The 16,367-nt window shown below is 72.7% G+C and carries 16 protein-coding genes; 9 read left to right on the top strand and 7 right to left on the bottom strand.

Annotated features, from left to right (window positions below):
- The first annotated feature begins 6 nt into the window (after positions 1-6).
- Positions 7-639 (top strand): TetR/AcrR family transcriptional regulator, encoded by a 633-nt coding sequence (locus AB0I29_RS08550; RefSeq protein ID WP_357480704.1) that lies wholly within the window; start codon positions 7-9, stop codon positions 637-639.
- Positions 636-1,628 (top strand): alpha/beta fold hydrolase, encoded by a 993-nt coding sequence (locus AB0I29_RS08545; protein ID WP_357480331.1) that lies wholly within the window; start codon positions 636-638, stop codon positions 1,626-1,628. Before AB0I29_RS08550 ends, AB0I29_RS08545 begins: the two co-directional genes overlap by 4 nt.
- Before the next feature lie 276 nt (positions 1,629-1,904).
- On the opposite strand, the gene AB0I29_RS08540 is transcribed toward AB0I29_RS08545, so the two are convergent.
- Positions 1,905-2,834, bottom strand: a complete 930-nt coding sequence (locus AB0I29_RS08540; protein ID WP_285102631.1) for a LysR family transcriptional regulator — start codon at positions 2,832-2,834, stop codon at positions 1,905-1,907.
- Between the two features lie 166 nt (positions 2,835-3,000).
- Between AB0I29_RS08540 and AB0I29_RS08535 the strand changes: the two genes are divergently transcribed.
- The 5 genes from AB0I29_RS08535 to AB0I29_RS08515 all read left to right on the top strand — a co-directional run bounded on the left by AB0I29_RS08535 (position 3,001) and on the right by AB0I29_RS08515 (position 7,983).
- On the top strand, positions 3,001-4,365 hold the full coding sequence (locus tag AB0I29_RS08535; protein WP_357480327.1) for an MFS transporter: 1,365 nt from the start codon (positions 3,001-3,003) through the stop codon (positions 4,363-4,365).
- Positions 4,362-5,111, top strand: a complete 750-nt coding sequence (locus AB0I29_RS08530) for a 3-hydroxybutyrate dehydrogenase (RefSeq protein WP_285102634.1) — start codon at positions 4,362-4,364, stop codon at positions 5,109-5,111. Before AB0I29_RS08535 ends, AB0I29_RS08530 begins: the two co-directional genes overlap by 4 nt.
- Positions 5,112-5,190: 79 nt before the next feature.
- Positions 5,191-5,997, top strand: a complete 807-nt coding sequence (locus tag AB0I29_RS08525; protein ID WP_357480324.1) for a CoA transferase subunit A — start codon at positions 5,191-5,193, stop codon at positions 5,995-5,997.
- 3 nt (positions 5,998-6,000) lie between these two features.
- A complete protein-coding gene (locus tag AB0I29_RS08520) occupies positions 6,001-6,651 on the top strand; it encodes a CoA transferase subunit B (RefSeq protein WP_285102638.1) in 651 nt (216 codons plus the stop codon).
- A gap of 159 nt (positions 6,652-6,810) precedes the next feature.
- Entirely contained in the window at positions 6,811-7,983 is a 1,173-nt protein-coding gene (locus tag AB0I29_RS08515) for an acetyl-CoA C-acyltransferase (protein WP_357480701.1), read from the top strand.
- Positions 7,984-8,101: 118 nt separating this feature from the next.
- Here AB0I29_RS08515 and nhaA read toward each other — a convergent pair whose 3' ends face one another.
- Both nhaA and AB0I29_RS08505 read right to left on the bottom strand, forming a co-directional pair.
- Entirely contained in the window at positions 8,102-9,394 is a 1,293-nt protein-coding gene (gene nhaA, locus AB0I29_RS08510; protein WP_357480321.1) for a Na+/H+ antiporter NhaA, read from the bottom strand.
- Positions 9,395-9,506: 112 nt separating this feature from the next.
- Positions 9,507-10,070 carry a DUF1697 domain-containing protein gene (locus tag AB0I29_RS08505; RefSeq protein WP_357480318.1) on the bottom strand — a complete coding sequence of 188 codons (564 nt, stop codon included), beginning with the start codon at positions 10,068-10,070 and terminating at the stop codon, positions 9,507-9,509.
- A 468-nt stretch (positions 10,071-10,538) separates the two neighbouring features.
- On the opposite strand from AB0I29_RS08505, the gene AB0I29_RS08500 reads away from it, so the two are divergent.
- Both AB0I29_RS08500 and AB0I29_RS08495 read left to right on the top strand, forming a co-directional pair.
- Entirely contained in the window at positions 10,539-11,834 is a 1,296-nt protein-coding gene (locus tag AB0I29_RS08500; RefSeq protein ID WP_285103152.1) for a PhoH family protein, read from the top strand.
- Positions 11,835-12,106: 272 nt separating this feature from the next.
- Positions 12,107-12,874 (top strand): GPP34 family phosphoprotein, encoded by a 768-nt coding sequence (locus tag AB0I29_RS08495; protein WP_285102644.1) that lies wholly within the window; start codon positions 12,107-12,109, stop codon positions 12,872-12,874.
- 74 nt (positions 12,875-12,948) lie between these two features.
- Here AB0I29_RS08495 and AB0I29_RS08490 read toward each other — a convergent pair whose 3' ends face one another.
- From AB0I29_RS08490 to AB0I29_RS08475, 4 genes are all read right to left on the bottom strand, one after another.
- Positions 12,949-14,394: a class II fumarate hydratase gene (locus AB0I29_RS08490; RefSeq protein WP_357480314.1), complete on the bottom strand. Its 1,446-nt coding sequence runs from the start codon at positions 14,392-14,394 to the stop codon at positions 12,949-12,951.
- Between the two features lie 94 nt (positions 14,395-14,488).
- Positions 14,489-15,151, bottom strand: a complete 663-nt coding sequence (locus tag AB0I29_RS08485; protein ID WP_285102647.1) for a carbonic anhydrase — start codon at positions 15,149-15,151, stop codon at positions 14,489-14,491.
- A complete protein-coding gene (locus tag AB0I29_RS08480) occupies positions 15,148-16,074 on the bottom strand; it encodes a carbohydrate kinase (protein WP_357480311.1) in 927 nt (308 codons plus the stop codon). Before AB0I29_RS08480 ends, AB0I29_RS08485 begins: the two co-directional genes overlap by 4 nt.
- On the bottom strand, positions 16,071-16,307 hold the full coding sequence (locus AB0I29_RS08475; protein WP_357480308.1) for an exodeoxyribonuclease VII small subunit: 237 nt from the start codon (positions 16,305-16,307) through the stop codon (positions 16,071-16,073). The genes AB0I29_RS08480 and AB0I29_RS08475 overlap by 4 nt, the downstream gene beginning before the upstream one ends.
- Between the last annotated feature and the right edge of the window lie 60 nt (positions 16,308-16,367).

The following is a 16,367-nucleotide window of genomic DNA, read 5'->3' as shown; positions in this document are numbered from 1 at the left end:
CAGCCCATGACCAAGGGGGAGCGCACCCGCGCGCGCATCCTCGTCGCCGCCGAGCGGGTGTTCGCCGAGCTCGGCTTCCACGACGCCTCGATCGTGAAGATCACGGAGGCGGCCGGGGTGGGGCAGGGCACGTTCTACCTGTACTTCACCTCGAAGATCGAGATCTTCGACGAGGTGGTCGAGGACCTGAACCGGCGCGTGCGGCACGCGATGATCGCGGCGTCCTCGCAGGCGTCGGGACGGATCGAGGCGGAGCGGGCGGGGTTCCGCGCCTTCTTCGAGTTCACGGCCGAGCATCCGGCGCTGTACCGGATCGTGCGGCAGGCGGAGTTCGTCTCGCCGGGCGCGCTGCGCCTGCACTACACGCGGATCGTCGAGGGGTACCGCGACGGGCTCGCCAAGGCGCAGGCCGCGGGCGAGGTCGGCGACATCGACCCCGAGGTGGCCGCGTGGGCGCTCATGGGCATCGGCGAGATCGTCGGCATGCGGTGGGTCCTGTGGGGCCCCGACGTCGAGCCCGGCGGCCCGACGTCGGCCGTCCCGCCCGAGGTGTTCGACCAGGCGATGAGGTTCATCGAGCGGGCGCTGGCGCCCGGCGGCACCGGCCCCGGCCGGAGCGAGGGGGAGGAGCGTCCATGAGCGTCGTCGACCAGGTGGAGGCCACCGGCTCGCACACCTACACCACCCACGACGTGGCGGTGGCGGGCGGCGCGCTGCGGGTGGGCGTCTGGGAGCCGACGGCGCCCGAGGCGACCGGCCCCGACGGTGCGCCCCTGCCCGCCATCGTGCTGGTGCACGGCATCACCGCCTCGCACCGCGCCTGGCCCGCGGTCGTCTCCGCGTTGCCCGGGCGCCGCGTCGTCGCGCCCGACCTGCGCGGCCGCGGCCGCAGCAACACGCTGCCCGGCCCGTACGGCATGGCCGCGCACGCCGACGACGTCGCGGCCGTGATCGGGGCGCTCGCGGCCGGGCCGGCGGTCGTCGTCGGACACTCCATGGGCGGTTTCGTGTCGCTCGTGCTGACGCACCGGCACCCGGACCTCGTGGCCCGGCTCGTGCTCGTCGACGGCGGCCTGCCCATCCCGCTGCCGCCGGGGGTGCCGGACGGCGCGACGCCCGAGGAGCTGGTGCGGGCGCTGCTCGGCCCCGCGATCGAGCGGCTGACCCAGACCTTCCCGAGCGCCGAGGCGTACCGGGAGTTCTGGCGGGCGCACCCCGCCTTCGCCCGGTGGAACCCCGTCGTGGAGCAGTACGTGGACTACGACCTGGCGGAGTACCCGCCGGTGGGTACTGCCGTTGCCGGGTCGCCGGGCGCGCCGGTGCTCCGGCCCGCGACGTCGCCCGACGCCGTCGCCGCGGACTCGGCCGACTCCGCACGGGGCGACGCCGTGCCCGCCGCGCTCGCCTGGGCCGCCGAGACCAACCTGCCGATCACGTTCTTGCGGGCGCCGCGCGGCCTGCTCGACCAGCCCGGCGGCATGTACCCGGCCGACACCGTCGCCGAGTGGTTGGGCCGGCTCCCCGGGCTGACGGCGAGCGAGGTGCTCGGCGTGAACCACTACACGATCATCATGGCGGAGCCGGGCATCTCGGCGGTGAGGGCCGCGGTGACCACCGTCGAGGGCTGACCGACGCCCCGGCGAGCGGCCGCGGATCGAGATGTCGCGGGGGAGCGCCGCGGGGTGACCACCGCTTCTGCGGAGGTGGCCGGGTGGGCTGAATCCCGTTCGTCCCGGGTACGGACTTTCTGGCTCTGCCGGACTGTCTGGCAGGGCCGTATTCAACGGGTCCGGGGTGGACAAAGTTCAGCCCACCCGGCCACCTCTCCCGGTGTGTGCCTCACCCCGTCGAGCTCCGCGCCGCCCGCCGGGCCGCGCCTCTGGTCCGGCGACGGTCCAGCGCCGTCAGGCCTCCGGGCGCCGGCCGAGCATGCGGTCGCGCTGAAGGTTCATCTCGTCGGCCAGCACCTGGACGACAGCCGCCACGGCCGGCCGGCGCCAGGACTCGCTGCGGATCACGGCCCAGTAGGGCAGGCGTTCGGTGACCTCGTCGGGCAGGAGGCGCACCAGGTCGTCGTGCCGGTCGGCCATGAAGCAGGGCAGGAACCCGAGCCCCGCGCCCGCGCGCGTGGCCTCGACGTGCACGAACACGTTGGTCGAGGCCAACGCGTCCGGCATGCCCGGCACGAGGCGGCGCGGGGCGTCGAGGTCGTTCACCTGGAGCATCGAGTCGACGAAGTAGACCAGGCCGTGCCGGGACATCTCCTCGACCGTGGTGGGCGTGCCGTGCCGCGCCAGGTAGTCCCGCGAGCCGTACATGCCGAGCACGTACTCGCCCAGGCGCACGGCCTTGGCCCGCTGCACCTTCGGGTCCCCGACCACGACGTCGATGTCGACCCCCGAGCGGTGGTGGGTCGCCACGCGGGTGACCGTGACGAGCTCGACCGACAGCTCGGGGTGCGCGCCGCGCAGCCGGGCGATGGCGGGGGAGGCGACGTACGCGCTGAACCCGTCCGTGGCGGTCATGCGCACCACGCCGGTGACCGGGTCGGCCTCGGCGTCGCCCCCGACGAGCCGGTCCACGGCGTCCGACACGGCCTCGCCCGCCCGGGCCGCGCGCCGGCCGAGCGTCGTGAGCTCCCAGCCGTCCGCCCCGCGCACCAGGAGGCGCCCGCCGAGGGCGCGCTCCAGCGCCGTGATGTTGCGGGCGACGGTGGTGTGGTTGACGCCGAGCGCCTGCGCCGCCGTCGTGTACCGGCCGGTGCGCGCCACGGCGAGCAGCACCAGGAGCTGGTCGGCGACCTGACCGGCCGGCGGGTCGTTGCGGGCTGACATGCCGTGACGTTACCAAGTGTGCATCCGTGCACATGCCGTCTGCCGACTTCGTCATTGCTGTGCACAGTGCTTCCCCGGAACACTCGGCGAGTCACAGGTGGCGGGCTGCGCGGATCGCGCGGGCCGGCCGCACCCCGTGTCAGAGTCGACACCTAGGAGCAGCAGCATGTCCGCACAGCAGGGCACACACGCACCGGACGACCGGTCGCTGATCAGGCGCATCGTCGCCGCCTCGATGGCCGGCACCGTCGTCGAGTGGTACGACTTCTTCCTCTACGCGACCGCCGCGGCGCTCGTGTTCAACAAGGTGCTCATGCCCGAGACGGGCAACGCCTACGACGCGATCATCGCCGCGTTCGTCACCTACGCCGTCGGCTTCCTCGCCCGCCCGCTGGGCGGCATCATCTTCGGCCACCTGGGCGACAAGCTCGGGCGCAAGTACACGCTGCAGTTCACGATCGTGCTGATCGGCGTGGCGACCGTGCTCATGGGCTGCCTGCCCACGTTCCAGCAGGTCGGCTTCCTCGCCCCGGCGCTCCTGGTGGTCCTGCGCTTCGTCCAGGGCGTGGCGCTCGGCGGCGAGTGGGGCGGCGCCGTGCTGCTCGTGGCCGAGCACAGCAAGGACTCCGAGCGGGCTCGCTGGACGGCGTGGCCGCAGGCCGGCGTCCCCGCGGGCAACCTGCTCGCGACCGTCGTGCTCTACACGATGTCGGCCACCCTGACGGACGAGGCGTTCCTCGCCTGGGGCTGGCGCGTGGCGTTCTGGCTGTCGGCGGTGGTCATCGTCGTGGGTTACTACGTGCGCACCCGGGTCTCCGACGCCCCCATCTACGAGGAGGCGAAGGCCGAGATCGACGAGGGCGCCAAGGGCTACGGCGTGCTCGAGGTGATCAAGCGCTACCCGCGCGGCGTGCTCACGGGCATGGGCCTGCGGTTCGCGGAGAACATCCTGTACTACCTCGTGGTCAGCTTCTCGATCGTCTACCTCGGCACCGCGCTCGGCATGGACACCACCCGCATCCTCGGTGTGGTCGCGGCCGCGCACGCCTTCCACTTCGTGGTGATCCTCGCCGTGGGCCGCCTCGCCGACAGCATCGGCCGCAAGCCGCTGTACATCGCCGGTGCCGTGCTCGGCGCGACCTGGTGCTGGTTCGCCTTCCCGGCGATGGACACCAAGAACGTCTGGGTCATCCTCGCCGTGCTCATGGCCGGGCTGCTGTTCCACGCCCTGATGTACGCGGTGCAGCCGGCCATCATGGCCGAGATGTTCCCGACCCGGATGCGGTACTCCGGCGTCTCGATCAGCTACCAGGTCACCTCCATCGTGGCCGGCTCGCTGGCCCCGATCCTCGCCACGACGTGGCTCAAGAACACCGGCTCCTGGTGGCCCACCGCCGTCTACATGGCCATCGCGGCGGTCATCACCCTGATCGCGGCGCTCGCGCTGCGCGAGACCAAGGGCGCGTCCCTGCACGCCCTGGACGCCGAGGACCAGGCCCGCGAGCGGGAGCTCGCGGAGGGCCGTTCGTGAGCCCGACCCTGGAGGGCCGCAGGGCGCTGGTGACGGGCGGCGCGAGCGGCATCGGCGCCGCGTGCGTGCGGGAGCTCGCCGCCCGCGGCGCGCACGTCACGGTGGCCGATCTCGACGGCGACGGCGCCAAGGCCGTCGCGGAGGAGGTGGGCGGCGAGGCCTGGGTGGTCGACCTGTCCGACACCCGGGCGCTCGACGACCTGAGCCTGGAGACCGACGTGCTGGTGAACAACGCCGGCATCCAGCGGGTCAGCCCCATCGAGGACTTCGTGCCGGACGACTTCCGGCTGGTCCAGCGGATCATGCTGGAGGCGCCGTTCCTGCTGGTGCGCGCGGTGCTGCCCGGCATGTACGCGCGGGGCTGGGGGCGCGTGGTCAACATCTCGTCGGTACACGGGCTGGTGGCCTCGCCGTTCAAGTCGGCGTACGTGGCGGCCAAGCACGGGCTGGAGGGCCTGTCCAAGGTGACGGCCCTGGAGGGCGGCGAGCACGGCGTCACCAGTGTGTGCGTCAACCCCGGCTACGTGCGTACGCCGCTGGTGGAGAAGCAGATCGCCGAGCAGGCGCGGGTGCACGGGATCGCGGAGTCCGAGGTGATGTCGCGGGTCATGCTCGCGGAGTCGGCGGTGAAGCGGCTGGTGGAACCGCACGAGGTCGCCGCCCTGGTGGGCTGGCTCACGGGGCCGGAGGCCGCGATGGTCTCCGGCGCCTCGTGGACCATCGACGGCGGCTGGAGCGCGCGATGAGTCGCCGCCCGGGCCGTGATGGGTGTGACACTGGCACATGGCATGACCTGCCGGTACTGACCTGATGAAGGAGTCAACGATGACTGTGGCACGCACCGGGTTCGACAAGGTGGTCGCGAGCGCGGCCGAGGCGGTGGCCGACATCCCCGACGGCGCCTCGCTCGCCGTGGGCGGGTTCGGGCTGTGCGGCAACCCGATCGCACTGATCGAGGCGCTGCTGGCGCAGGGCACCAGCGGCCTGTCCGTGGTGAGCAACAACTGCGGCGTCGACGACTGGGGCCTCGGCGTGCTGCTGAACGCCCAGCGGATCGCGAAGATGACCAGCTCGTACGTGGGGGAGAACAAGGAGTTCGAGCGGCAGTTCCTCTCGGGCGAGCTCGAGCTGGAGCTCACCCCGCAGGGCACGCTCGCCGAGAAGCTCCGCGCCGGCGGCGCGGGCATCGCGGCCTTCTTCACGCGTACGGGCGTGGGCACCCAGGTCGCCGACGGCGGCCTCCCGCGCAGGTACGACGGCTCCGGCGGCGTGGCGATCGCCTCCCCGCCCAAGGAGGTGCGCACGTTCGGGGCGGACGGCGCCGAGTACGTGCTGGAGGAGTCGATCAGCACCGACTTCGCGCTGGTGCACGCCCTGCGCGGTGACCGGCACGGGAACCTCGTGTTCAACAAGTCGGCGCGCAACTTCTCGCCGCTCGCCGCGATGGCGGGGCGCATCTGCATCGCCCAGGTCGAGGAGCTCGTGGAGCCGGGGGAGATCGACCCGGACACCGTGCACCTGCCAGGCGTCTACGTGCACCGGGTGGTGCACGTCGGCACCGACATCGAGAAGCGCATCGAGCGCCGGACCGTGACGGAGCCCGCCGCGGCGTCGTCGGGCGAGGAGGGCTGAACCATGGCACTGACCCGACAGGAGATGGCCGCGCGCGCCGCGCGCGAGCTGCAGGACGGCATGTACGTGAACCTGGGCATCGGGCTGCCGACGCTCGTGCCCAACTACGTGCCGGACGACCGGCACCTGGTGCTCCAGTCCGAGAACGGCATCCTCGGCGTGGGGCCGTACCCCACGGAGGACGCCGTGGACCCGGACCTCATCAACGCGGGCAAGGAGACGGTGACGCTGCTGCCGGGCTCGTCGATCTTCGACTCGGCGACGTCGTTCGGCATGATCCGCGGCGGCAAGATCGACGCCGCGATCCTGGGCGGCATGCAGGTCTCGGCCACGGGGGACCTGGCCAACTGGATGATCCCCGGCAAGATGGTCAAGGGCATGGGCGGCGCCATGGACCTGGTGCACGGCGCGGGCCGCGTCATCGTGCTCATGGAGCACGTGGCGCGCGACGGGTCGCCCAAGATCCTGCGCGAGTGCTCGCTGCCGCTGACCGGCAAGGGCGTCGTCAACCGGATCATCACCGACCTGGCGGTGCTCGACGTGACGCCGTCCGGGCTGGTGCTCCGCGAGCTCGCGCCGGGGGTCACGGCCGAGGAGGTCGTGGAGAAGACGGAGCCGGAGCTCACGGTGGAGCTGGTGGGTTCGGCGGGCTGAGCTCGCGCGCGACCGCTGAGCTCGTCGGTGAATCCGGGGGATACGCTGGGAAGAACGGCCAAAGGAGGTCTCATGAGTGACGCATTTGCTGCTCCGACGGGTGCCACGAGCACCGGTCCGGGCGCCACGGGTCCGGGCGCGACACACAGCGCCGACGACGTGGTGATCGTCTCGGCGGCGCGGACGCCGCAGGGGCGGCTGAAGGGTTCGCTGTCCGCGCTGAGCGCGGTCGAGCTGGGCGCCGTGGCGGCGCGCAAGGCGCTGGAGGGCGCCGGCGCGCTCGCGGCCGACGTCGACAAGGTGGTCCTGGGCCAGGTGATCCAGGCGGGCGCGGGGCAGAACCCGGCCCGGCAGACGGCGGTGGCCGCCGGCGTGTCCTGGGACGTGCAGGCCGTGACGGTGAACAAGGTGTGCCTGTCGGGGCTGACGTCGATCATCGACGGCGCCCGGATGCTGCGCACGGGCGAGGCGTCCGTGGTGCTGGTGGGCGGCCAGGAGTCCATGACCAACGCCCCGCACCTGCTGGCCGGCGCGCGTTCCGGGTTCGGCTACGGGTCGGCGGAGCTGGTCGACTCCGTGGCACACGACGCCCTGACGGATGCGTTCGACGACGTCTCGATGGGCATCTCGACGGAGGACCACAACTCCGGCGCGGTGTTCGTGTCGCGTGAGGAGCAGGACGCGATCGCGGCCGCCTCGCACCAGCGGGCCGCCGCGGCGGCCAAGGACGGCGTGTTCGAGGCCGAGCTGGCGCCGGTCTCGGTGCCGCAGCGGCGCGGTGAGCCGGTCGAGGTCCGCACCGACGAGGGCGTGCGCCCCGACACCACGCCGGAGTCGCTCGCGCGGCTTCGCCCCGCGTTCAAGAGCGACGGGACGCTGACGGCGGGCAACTCCTCGCAGATCTCCGACGGCGCGGCCGCGCTCGTGCTCACCACGCGTGGCCGGGCCGAGGCAGCCGGTGTGCCGGTGCTCGCGACGGTCCGGTCGCACGGCCAGGTGGCCGGGCCGGACAACTCGCTGCACTCCCAGCCGGCCCGGGCGATCGGCCAGGCGCTGGAGCGCGAGGGCTGGACGGCTGCCGACCTCGATCTCGTGGAGATCAACGAGGCGTTCGCCGTGGTGGTCGGGGTCTCGGCGCAGGCCCTGGGCGTATCGCTGGACATCGTCAACGTGCACGGCGGCGGCATCGCGCTGGGGCACCCCGTGGGGGCGTCCGGCGCGCGCATCGCGGTGCACGCGGCGCACGAGCTGGCCCGCCGTGGTGGTGGCCGCGCCGCCGTCGGCCTGTGCGGTGGCGGCGGGCAGGGCGAGGCGCTCCTGCTGGAGGTCTGACCGGCCGACCAACCCACTGACTCGGCGTACGCACCCTGCCGAGTCAGTGGGTTGGTCGGACCAGCCTGCTGACTCGGCGTATCCGCCTTGCCGAGTCAGTGGGGTGGTCGGGCAGGGGTCAGTGGGTCTCGCGGTCCTTCGCGTCGCCGATGTAGTCGTGCACGTCGTCCGGGCGGCCGTCGAGGTTCATGTCCGACGTCCTGGAGTGCCGGGCGTCCCGGCGCAGCGCGATCGCGCCGAGGATCGCCGCCAGCACCGACGAGCCCAGGATCGCGATCTTGGCGCCGTCGGTGTGCTCCGAGTCGCCGAACGACAGCTCGCTGATCAGCAGCGACACCGTGAACCCGATGCCGGCCAGGAGTCCCACCGGCAGCAGGTCGCGCACGCCGATCCCGTCGGGCAGGCGCAGCGGCGTGAGCCGGGTGACCAGCGCGGTGGTGCCCAGCACCCCCACGAGCTTGCCCACGACGAGGCCGGCGGCGATCGCCGCGACGACCGGCTGGCCGATCACGGCGCCGGGCCCCGCGCCGTCGACGAGCGAGACGCCCGCGGCGAAGAACGCGAACACGGGGAGGGCGAAGCCTGACGAGAACGGCCTGATCTGGTGCTCGTACCGCGTGGTGCGCGACGTCGCCTCGCCGTGCAGCGCGACCGCCGGGACGGTGAAGCCCAGCAGCACGCCGGCGATCGTCGCATGCACGCCGGACGCGTGCATGAGGGCCCAGGCCACCAGGGCGAGCGGCAGCAGCACGAACCACCGGGGCGTGCGGGAGCGCACGTGCCAGCCGAACAGCCCGGCGCAGACGAGCGTGCCGAGCAGCGGCAGCCAGTGGATCTCGCTCGTGTAGAAGATCGCGATGACCACGATCGCCAGGAGGTCGTCCACCACGGCCAGGGTGAGCAGGAAGGTCCGGATCGCCACGGGCAGGCCGCGGCCGAAGATCGCCAGCACGCCCACGGCGAACGCGATGTCGGTCGCCGTGGGGATGGCCCAGCCCCGCAGCGCCCCGGGCTCGTCGAGCAGCAGCAGGGTGCCGACGTAGATCAGCGCGGGCACGGCCATGCCGCCCACGGCGGCGATCATCGGGACGCCGGCCTCCCGGGGGTTGCGCAGGCTCCCGGCGACGAACTCCTGCTTGAGCTCCACGCCCACCACGAAGAAGAAGACCGCGAGCAGCCCGTCGGCGGCCCAGGTGGAGAGGGACAGGTCGAGGTGGACCGGGACCGGGCCGATCGCGGCGGGCCCCACGACGGCGTCGGACAGCGCCTGGTAGGACGCGCGCCAGGGGGAGTTGGCCCACAGCAGCGCGAGGAACGCGGCCCCGATCAGGAGCGCCCCGCCGGTCGTCTCACGGGACAGCCAGGTGCGCAGGCGCTGGGCTCGGGTGGGGGCTGGGGCGGTACCGGTCAACGGTCGTCCTCTCGGGTGCGGGGTCGGCTGACACGGACCGGTCGACCCGGTCCACGCCGACCAGACTTCCCGGCACTCCCAGGGCCTCATCCTACCGGGCCGGGGCCGGGGACTACCTGGAGGCCAGCCCGGCGCAGGCGGCGCGCAGCTTGGTGATCGTGTTCCAGTTGCGGGCCGTGGTCGGTGCGCCGACCGCCCGGTCGATGACCTTCGGCGTGAGCTTGGACCGGCCGATCCCGTCCACGTAGTGCACGTACAGCACGCCCGCCGCCGTCGCGAGCATCTCCCGGCCGGGGCTGGCCAGGTCGAGTCTGGCGATGCCCGCCTCGTCGAGGTCGCCGAACGGGACGTGCACCTGCAGGTGGGACGGGTCGTCCCGGGCCGCGGCCGGGAACGGGTTGGCCGCGGCGATGGCGTCGAGCTGCTCCGCGCTCAGCCCGACGGCGGACACGTCCTGTCCCACGCGCTCCGCGAGCCGTTCCTCGACCAGCCGGGCGACGTCGGCGGCGCTCCCGGCCCCGGAGGTCCCGGGCGTCACCACGAGATTGCCGCTGTTCAGCAGCGTGCGGGCGTCGGCGAGGCCCGCGTCGTCGGCGGCTCCGCGCAGGTCCGCCGACGACACGCGCAGGCCGGGTCCGATGTTCACGGCTCGGAGCAGGACGGCGAAGGAAGCCATGTGACCATCCTGCCGCCTGGGCGCGCCTCTCTGCGAGTTTTGCTATTCCTTGGAGTAAAAATCAAGCTATTGCCACCATGTGAACAGTTCGTGACAACTTGCGACCCGCCGGGGCGAGGGTCTGGTCACGGGATGGCAGTGAGCGTAGTTTCCACCTCAGGGACGGCACCCAGTCGCCCCTTCGGGAGGCCAACCTATGGAGTGCTCGCTCCGTGGAGAAGGGCCGGCCCCGGCTCTGCGCCACGACGCGGCGCACCGAGTCGGTCGCTCGGCCCATCCACCAGCCCCGGTTCGACCGGGTCGGTTCCGCCGACAGGCGGTACCCGCCAGGTAGCGACGAGGCTGTCACGGCGTTTCGGCGCCGGAGGGAGAACCGCAGTGAGCCATTCCGCACACACCACCCGTCCGTCCGACCAGAGTGCCGACGCCGCTGCCGGCGCGGCAGGTGACGAACGCAGGACCTTCGTCATCGACACGTCAGTGCTGTTGAGTGACCCGAAGGCGATGTTGCGGTTCGCGGAGCACGACGTCGTACTCCCGATCGTCGTGGTCACGGAGCTGGAGGCCAAGCGCCACCACGCCGAGCTCGGGTACTTCGCCCGGAGCGCCCTGCGGATGCTGGACGAGCTGCGCGTGCAGCACGGCCGGCTCGACTCACCGGTTCCCGTGGGGGAGACGGGCGGCACGCTCCGGGTGGAGCTCAACCACATCGACCCCTCGGTCCTGCCCGCCGGCTTCCGGCTGGGCGACAACGACACGCGCATCCTGGCCGTGGCCGCCAACCTGGCGGCCGAGGGCAGCAGCGTCACCGTCGTCTCCAAGGACCTGCCCATGCGGGTCAAGGCGTCCGCCGTGGGCCTGCAGGCCGAGGAGTACCGGGCCGAGCTCGCGGTGGACTCCGGCTGGACCGGGATGCGCGAGATCGACCTCTCGGACGAGCAGATGGGCGCCCTCTGGGAGAACGACTCCGTCGAGATCGCGGCCCTGGACCCCGCGACGGTCGAGGCGGCCTCGCCGCTCCTGGTGCACACGGGCATGGTCGTGCACTCGCCGGGCGGTTCTGCGCTCGGCCGGGTGACGCCGGACAAGAAGGTGCGGCTGGTCCGCGGCGACCAGGAGGTGTTCGGCGTGCACGGTCGCTCGGCCGAGCAGCGCGTCGCCATCGACCTGCTCCTCGACGAGGAGATCGGCATCGTCTCGCTCGGCGGCCGGGCCGGCACGGGCAAGTCGGCGCTCGCCCTGTGCGCCGGCCTGGAGTCCGTGCTGGAGCGGCAGCAGCACCGCAAGGTGCTCGTCTTCCGGCCGCTGTACGCGGTGGGCGGGCAGGAGCTGGGCTACCTGCCCGGTTCCGAGTCCGAGAAGATGAACCCCTGGTCGCAGGCCGTCTACGACACGCTCGGCGCGCTGGTCTCGCCCGACGTCGTCGAGGAGGTCATCGCCCGCGACATGCTCGAGGTGCTGCCGCTCACGCACATCCGCGGGCGCTCGCTGCACGACTCGTTCGTGATCGTGGACGAGGCGCAGTCCCTGGAGCGCAACGTGCTGCTCACGGTGCTGTCGCGCATCGGCCAGAGCTCGCGCGTGGTGCTCACCCACGACGTCGCGCAGCGCGACAACCTGCGGGTGGGGCGGCACGACGGCGTCGCGGCCGTGATCGAGGCGCTCAAGGGGCACCCGCTGTTCGCGCACGTGACCCTGACCCGGTCGGAGCGTTCGCCGGTGGCGGCGCTGGTGACCGACATGCTGGAGCGACTGGAGGTCTGACGTCCCGCCGGACGCCCGTGCTCGGAGATGCCGGACGCCCAGGTCACCGCAAATGACCTGGGCGTCCGGTTCCTTCGGAACTTCTGGCACTGGAGAGGCGGGCCGGCCGGACGGAACCCCCCAGCCCCGCATGTCCGGTGGACCGCCTCTCCTGCGTGCTCTGCGAGGATAGCACCTTAGGTAAGGCTAACCATAGTCATGGTTCAGGATGAGGTTCTCGGCCACTGGTTCAATCGGGGCGTGTCTCGCTTGTCGGATATAGCATCTGCCCCATGCTGATTGCCGAAGACTTCCTGCTGCTCGCCGTCGACGACGAGACGGGCAAGACCGCCAACGTCGACAACCTGGGTGTTCGCCTCGCCGGTGCGCTCCTGGCCGACCTCTCCGACGCGCGCAAGACCCTGCTGCGGGGTGCGCCCGAGGCCGGTGCCACCAAGGAGGAGCGCGAGAAGGCCGGTGACGCCACGATCATCGTCACCGACAACAGCCCCGTGGGCCACGTCGCCCTGGACGCCGCGCTGCAGTCCGTGCTCGCCACGCCCGACGCTCCCGCGCGGAAGGTCGTCGAGGCGATCTCCAAGGACGCCGAGGAGAACCTCCTGGCCGCGCTCGTCGAGCGGGGCATCCTGGAGAAGGAGGAGTCCAAGCTCTTCCGCATGCTCCCCGTGACCCGCTGGCCGGCCGCCGACTCGAGCCACGAGACCGCGCTGCGCGCCAACCTCACCAAGGTCCTCGTGGAGGGCGCGGAGCCCGACGAGCGCACCGCGACCCTGATCTCCCTGCTGCACGGCTCGGGCCTGATCTCCGGCCTGGTCGGCAAGGAGCAGCGCAAGGCCGCCCAGGACCGCGCCGAGGAGATCGCCGGCAGCGAGTGGGGCGTCGCCACGGTCGCCACGCAGGTCGCCATCGCGGCCTCGGTCGCGGCCGTCGCCACCGTCGGTGCCGCGGTCGCCGCCGCCGTCATCATCTCGGCCACCAAGGAGAACGCGGAGGCCGAGGCCGCCGCGATCCCGGCCGCCGAGGGCACCCCGGTCGCCTGACGACCCCGCCGTACTGACACGAAGAGGGCCGCTTCCGTCCTGGAAGCGGCCCTCCTTCGCGCGTACCGAACGGCTCAGGCCTGCGGCGGCCGCGTCATCGACAGCACGTCGAGGGCCGTGTCGAGCTGCTCCTCGGTGACCTCGCCGCGCTCGACGAAGCCGAGGTCCACGACGGCCTGGCGCACCGTGATGCCCTGCTTCACTGCGTGCTTGGCCACCTTGGCGGCGGCCTCGTAGCCGATCGCGCGGTTGAGCGGCGTGACGATCGACGGCGACGACTCGGCCAGCGCGCGGGCGCGCTCGACGTTGGCGGTGATGCCCACGATCGTCTTGTCCGCCAGCACGTGCGACGCGTTCGAGAGCAGGCGGATCGACTCCAGCACGCCCTGCGCGATCACCGGGATCTGCACGTTGAGCTCGAAGGAGCCGCTCGCACCGGCCCACGTCACGGTGGCGTCGTTGCCGATGACGCGCGCGCACACCATGAGCACGGCCTCGGGGATGACCGGGTTGACCTTGCCCGGCATGATCGAGGAGCCCGGCTGCAGGTCGGGCAGCGCGATCTCGCCCAGGCCGGTGTTGGGGCCGGAGCCCATCCAGCGGAGGTCGTTGCAGATCTTGGTCACGGAGACCGCGATGGTGCGCAGCGCGCCCGACAGCTCGACCAGGCCGTCCCGGGCGGACTGCGCCTCGAAGTGGTCGCGCGCCTCGGTCAGCGGCAGGCCCGTGTCCTGCGCGAGCAGCGCGATGACCCGCTGCGGGAACCCGGCGGGGGTGTTGATTCCGGTGCCCACGGCGGTGCCGCCCAGCGGGACCTCCGCGGCGCGCGGCAGCGCGGACTGCAGGCGCTCCACGCCGTAGCGGATCGCGGCGGCGTACCCGCCGAACTCCTGGCCGAGGGTGACCGGGGTGGCGTCCATCAGGTGCGTGCGGCCGGACTTCACGACGGTGGCGTACTCGTCGGACTTGGCCTGCAGCGCGTCGGCCAGGTGGGTCAGCGCGGGGATCAGGTCGTTGACCACGCCCGACGTCGCGGCGACGTGCACCGACGTGGGGAACACGTCGTTCGAGGACTGCGACGCGTTGACGTGGTCGTTCGGGTGCACGTCCTTGCCGAGCGAGGCCGTGGCGAGCGTCGCGAGCACCTCGTTGGTGTTCATGTTCGACGACGTGCCCGAGCCGGTCTGGTAGACGTCGACCGGGAAGTGGCCGTCGTGCTTGCCGGAGGCGACCTCGTCAGCCGCGGCGACGATGGCGTCGGCGATGTCCTGGTCGAGCACCCCGAGCTCCGCGTTGGCGGTGGCGGCGGCCTTCTTCACCCGGGCGAGCGCCTCGATGTGGGCGCGCTCCAGCGGGGTGCCGGAGATCGGGAAGTTCTCGACGGCACGCTGCGTCTGCGCTCGGTACAGGGCGTTCGCGGGGACGCGGACCTCGCCCATGGTGTCGTGCTCGATGCGGTATGCGGCGTTGGTGTCGCCGGGCTCGGTCGAGCCCGACGAGACGACGGTGTCAGCAGTCATGGGTCTATCGTGCCGCAGGCTCGGGCGGGTGACGCATCCCAGCGCGTGACTCGTGTCACCCCGGCCCGCCCGAGCCCTTCCGGTCGCCCGTCGGTCAGGGCCGTTCGCCGACCTCGCCGATCACGTCGACCATGCGCGCGCTGCCGACGGCGAGGTCGTACTCCAGGCCGACGACGGCGCACCGGCCCTCCTCGACCGCGCGGGCCAGCGCGGCCGAGTAGCCGTGCAGCATCCCGACCGTGTGCTTCACGTGCTCGCGGCGCAGCACGTCCTGGTCGGACAGTGCGGCCATGGCCTGGGCGGGGTCGCCCGACGTGATGCTCGCGATGGACGGGATCACCCGGTCCACGACTGCGCGTACGAACCCGGGCGGCTGCTCGCCGGTGGCGAGCGTGTGGGCGGCGGCGGCGACCGCGCCGCACGAGTCGTGCCCCAGCACCACCACGAGCGACGCGCCGAGCACCTCGACGCCGTACTCGATCGAGCCGACCACGGTGGTGTCCACGACGTGTCCCGCGGTGCGCACCACGAACACGTCGCCCAGGCCCTGGTCGAAGATGATCTCCGCGGCCACGCGCGAGTCCGAGCAGCCGAAGATCACGGTGTGCGGGTGCTGCGCGGCCTGCAGCTCACGCCGCCGGTCCGCGTTCTGCGAGGGGTGCGCGGGGGCGTCCGCGACGAACCGGTCGTTGCCCTCGCGCAGCCGCTTCCAGGCCTCGCTGGGGCTGAGCTGATCCGGGTTCTGGGTGGTGCTCACCGGCCGACCTCCTCGCGACGCGGCGGGTTGGCACCCGCCCGGGAGACAGTGATCGCGGCGACGGCGACGCAGCGGTCCAGGAGCCGCCGCACCGTGTCCGCGTCGACCGCGTTCAGGGCGTCCCGCCGGGCGGCACCCAGCAGGTCGTGCTCCCACAGGCCGTCGATCAGGGCGCCCATGAACGAGTCGCCGGCACCCACGGTGTCGACCACCTCGACGCTCGGCGCCACGGCCTCGACCTCCCCGGCATCGGACACGGCCACCGCGCCCTTGCCGCCGAAGGTGACGACCACCAGCGCGGGCGTGCCGCGCTGCCAGTCCCGGGCGACGGCCACCGGGTCGGTGCCCGGGAAGAGCCAGGCCAGGTCCTCGTCGCTCACCTTGACCACGTCCGAGAGCTGCACGAGTGCCTCGACGCGCGGGCGCACCTCGTCGGCCGGGCCCATGATGGCGGGCCGGGCGTTCGGGTCGTAGGTCGTGGTCGACGTGGCCCGCGCGGCCTCCAGCACCTGCCGCACCTGTGCGGCGCCCGGCTCCAGCATCGCCGCGATCGAACCGGTGTGGACGGCGAGCGCGTCGCCGGCCCCGGCGTCCTGCAGCGCTCTCGCGGGCACCTGCCAGGTGAGGTCGAAGTCGTAGCCGGCCGAGCCGCCGTCGTCCAGCGTGGCCACCGCGACGCTGGTGCGCTCCGCGCCGTCGCTGCCCTCGACGAGCCCCACGTGGGACTCCGCGAGCCAGCCGCGCACGAGGTCGCCTCGCGCGTCGGACCCGAGCCACGTCGCGAGCCGGACCTCCCGGCCCAGGCGACCCAGCGTGAGCGCCACGTTGGCGATGCTGCCGCCGGGGTGCTCGGCCGAGGTGCCGTCGGGCCGGCGCACCTCGTCCACCAGGGCCTCGCCCACGGCGAGCACGTGCGCGCTCACTCGGCGTCCTCCGGCGAGTCGGCCGCGGCCGTCGACGCGTTCTGCGCGGCGGCGAGGCGCTCCCGGGCGCCGTCGAGCCACTCCTGGCAGCGGGCGGCCAGGGCCTCACCGCGCTCCCAGAGCGCGAGGGACGCCTCCAGCGGCTCGCCGCCGGCCTCCAGCCGGCCGACGACCTGCACGAGCTCGTCGCGGGCCTGCTCGTAGCTGAGGGAGGCGACGTCGGGGGTCTTCACCGGCTCGCCTGCATCGGTCACAGCATCTGTACTCACGGGGAACAGTCAACAGCACACCGC

This window comes from Promicromonospora sp. NPDC050262 (assembly GCF_040655935.1).
In the GTDB taxonomy this organism is placed as follows: domain Bacteria; phylum Actinomycetota; class Actinomycetes; order Actinomycetales; family Cellulomonadaceae; genus Promicromonospora.
This window is presented reverse-complemented; position numbering and strand designations above follow the sequence as displayed.

Coding starts and splice junctions, on each gene's coding strand:
- AB0I29_RS08550 (WP_357480704.1), top strand. CDS start 7: ATGACCAAGGGGGAGCGCACCCGCGCGCGCATCCTCGTCGCCGCCGAG.
- AB0I29_RS08545 (WP_357480331.1), top strand. CDS start 636: ATGAGCGTCGTCGACCAGGTGGAGGCCACCGGCTCGCACACCTACACC.
- AB0I29_RS08540 (WP_285102631.1), bottom strand. CDS start 2,834: ATGTCAGCCCGCAACGACCCGCCGGCCGGTCAGGTCGCCGACCAGCTC.
- AB0I29_RS08535 (WP_357480327.1), top strand. CDS start 3,001: ATGTCCGCACAGCAGGGCACACACGCACCGGACGACCGGTCGCTGATC.
- AB0I29_RS08525 (WP_357480324.1), top strand. CDS start 5,191: ATGACTGTGGCACGCACCGGGTTCGACAAGGTGGTCGCGAGCGCGGCC.
- AB0I29_RS08520 (WP_285102638.1), top strand. CDS start 6,001: ATGGCACTGACCCGACAGGAGATGGCCGCGCGCGCCGCGCGCGAGCTG.
- AB0I29_RS08505 (WP_357480318.1), bottom strand. CDS start 10,070: ATGGCTTCCTTCGCCGTCCTGCTCCGAGCCGTGAACATCGGACCCGGC.
- AB0I29_RS08495 (WP_285102644.1), top strand. CDS start 12,107: ATGCTGATTGCCGAAGACTTCCTGCTGCTCGCCGTCGACGACGAGACG.
- AB0I29_RS08490 (WP_357480314.1), bottom strand. CDS start 14,394: ATGACTGCTGACACCGTCGTCTCGTCGGGCTCGACCGAGCCCGGCGAC.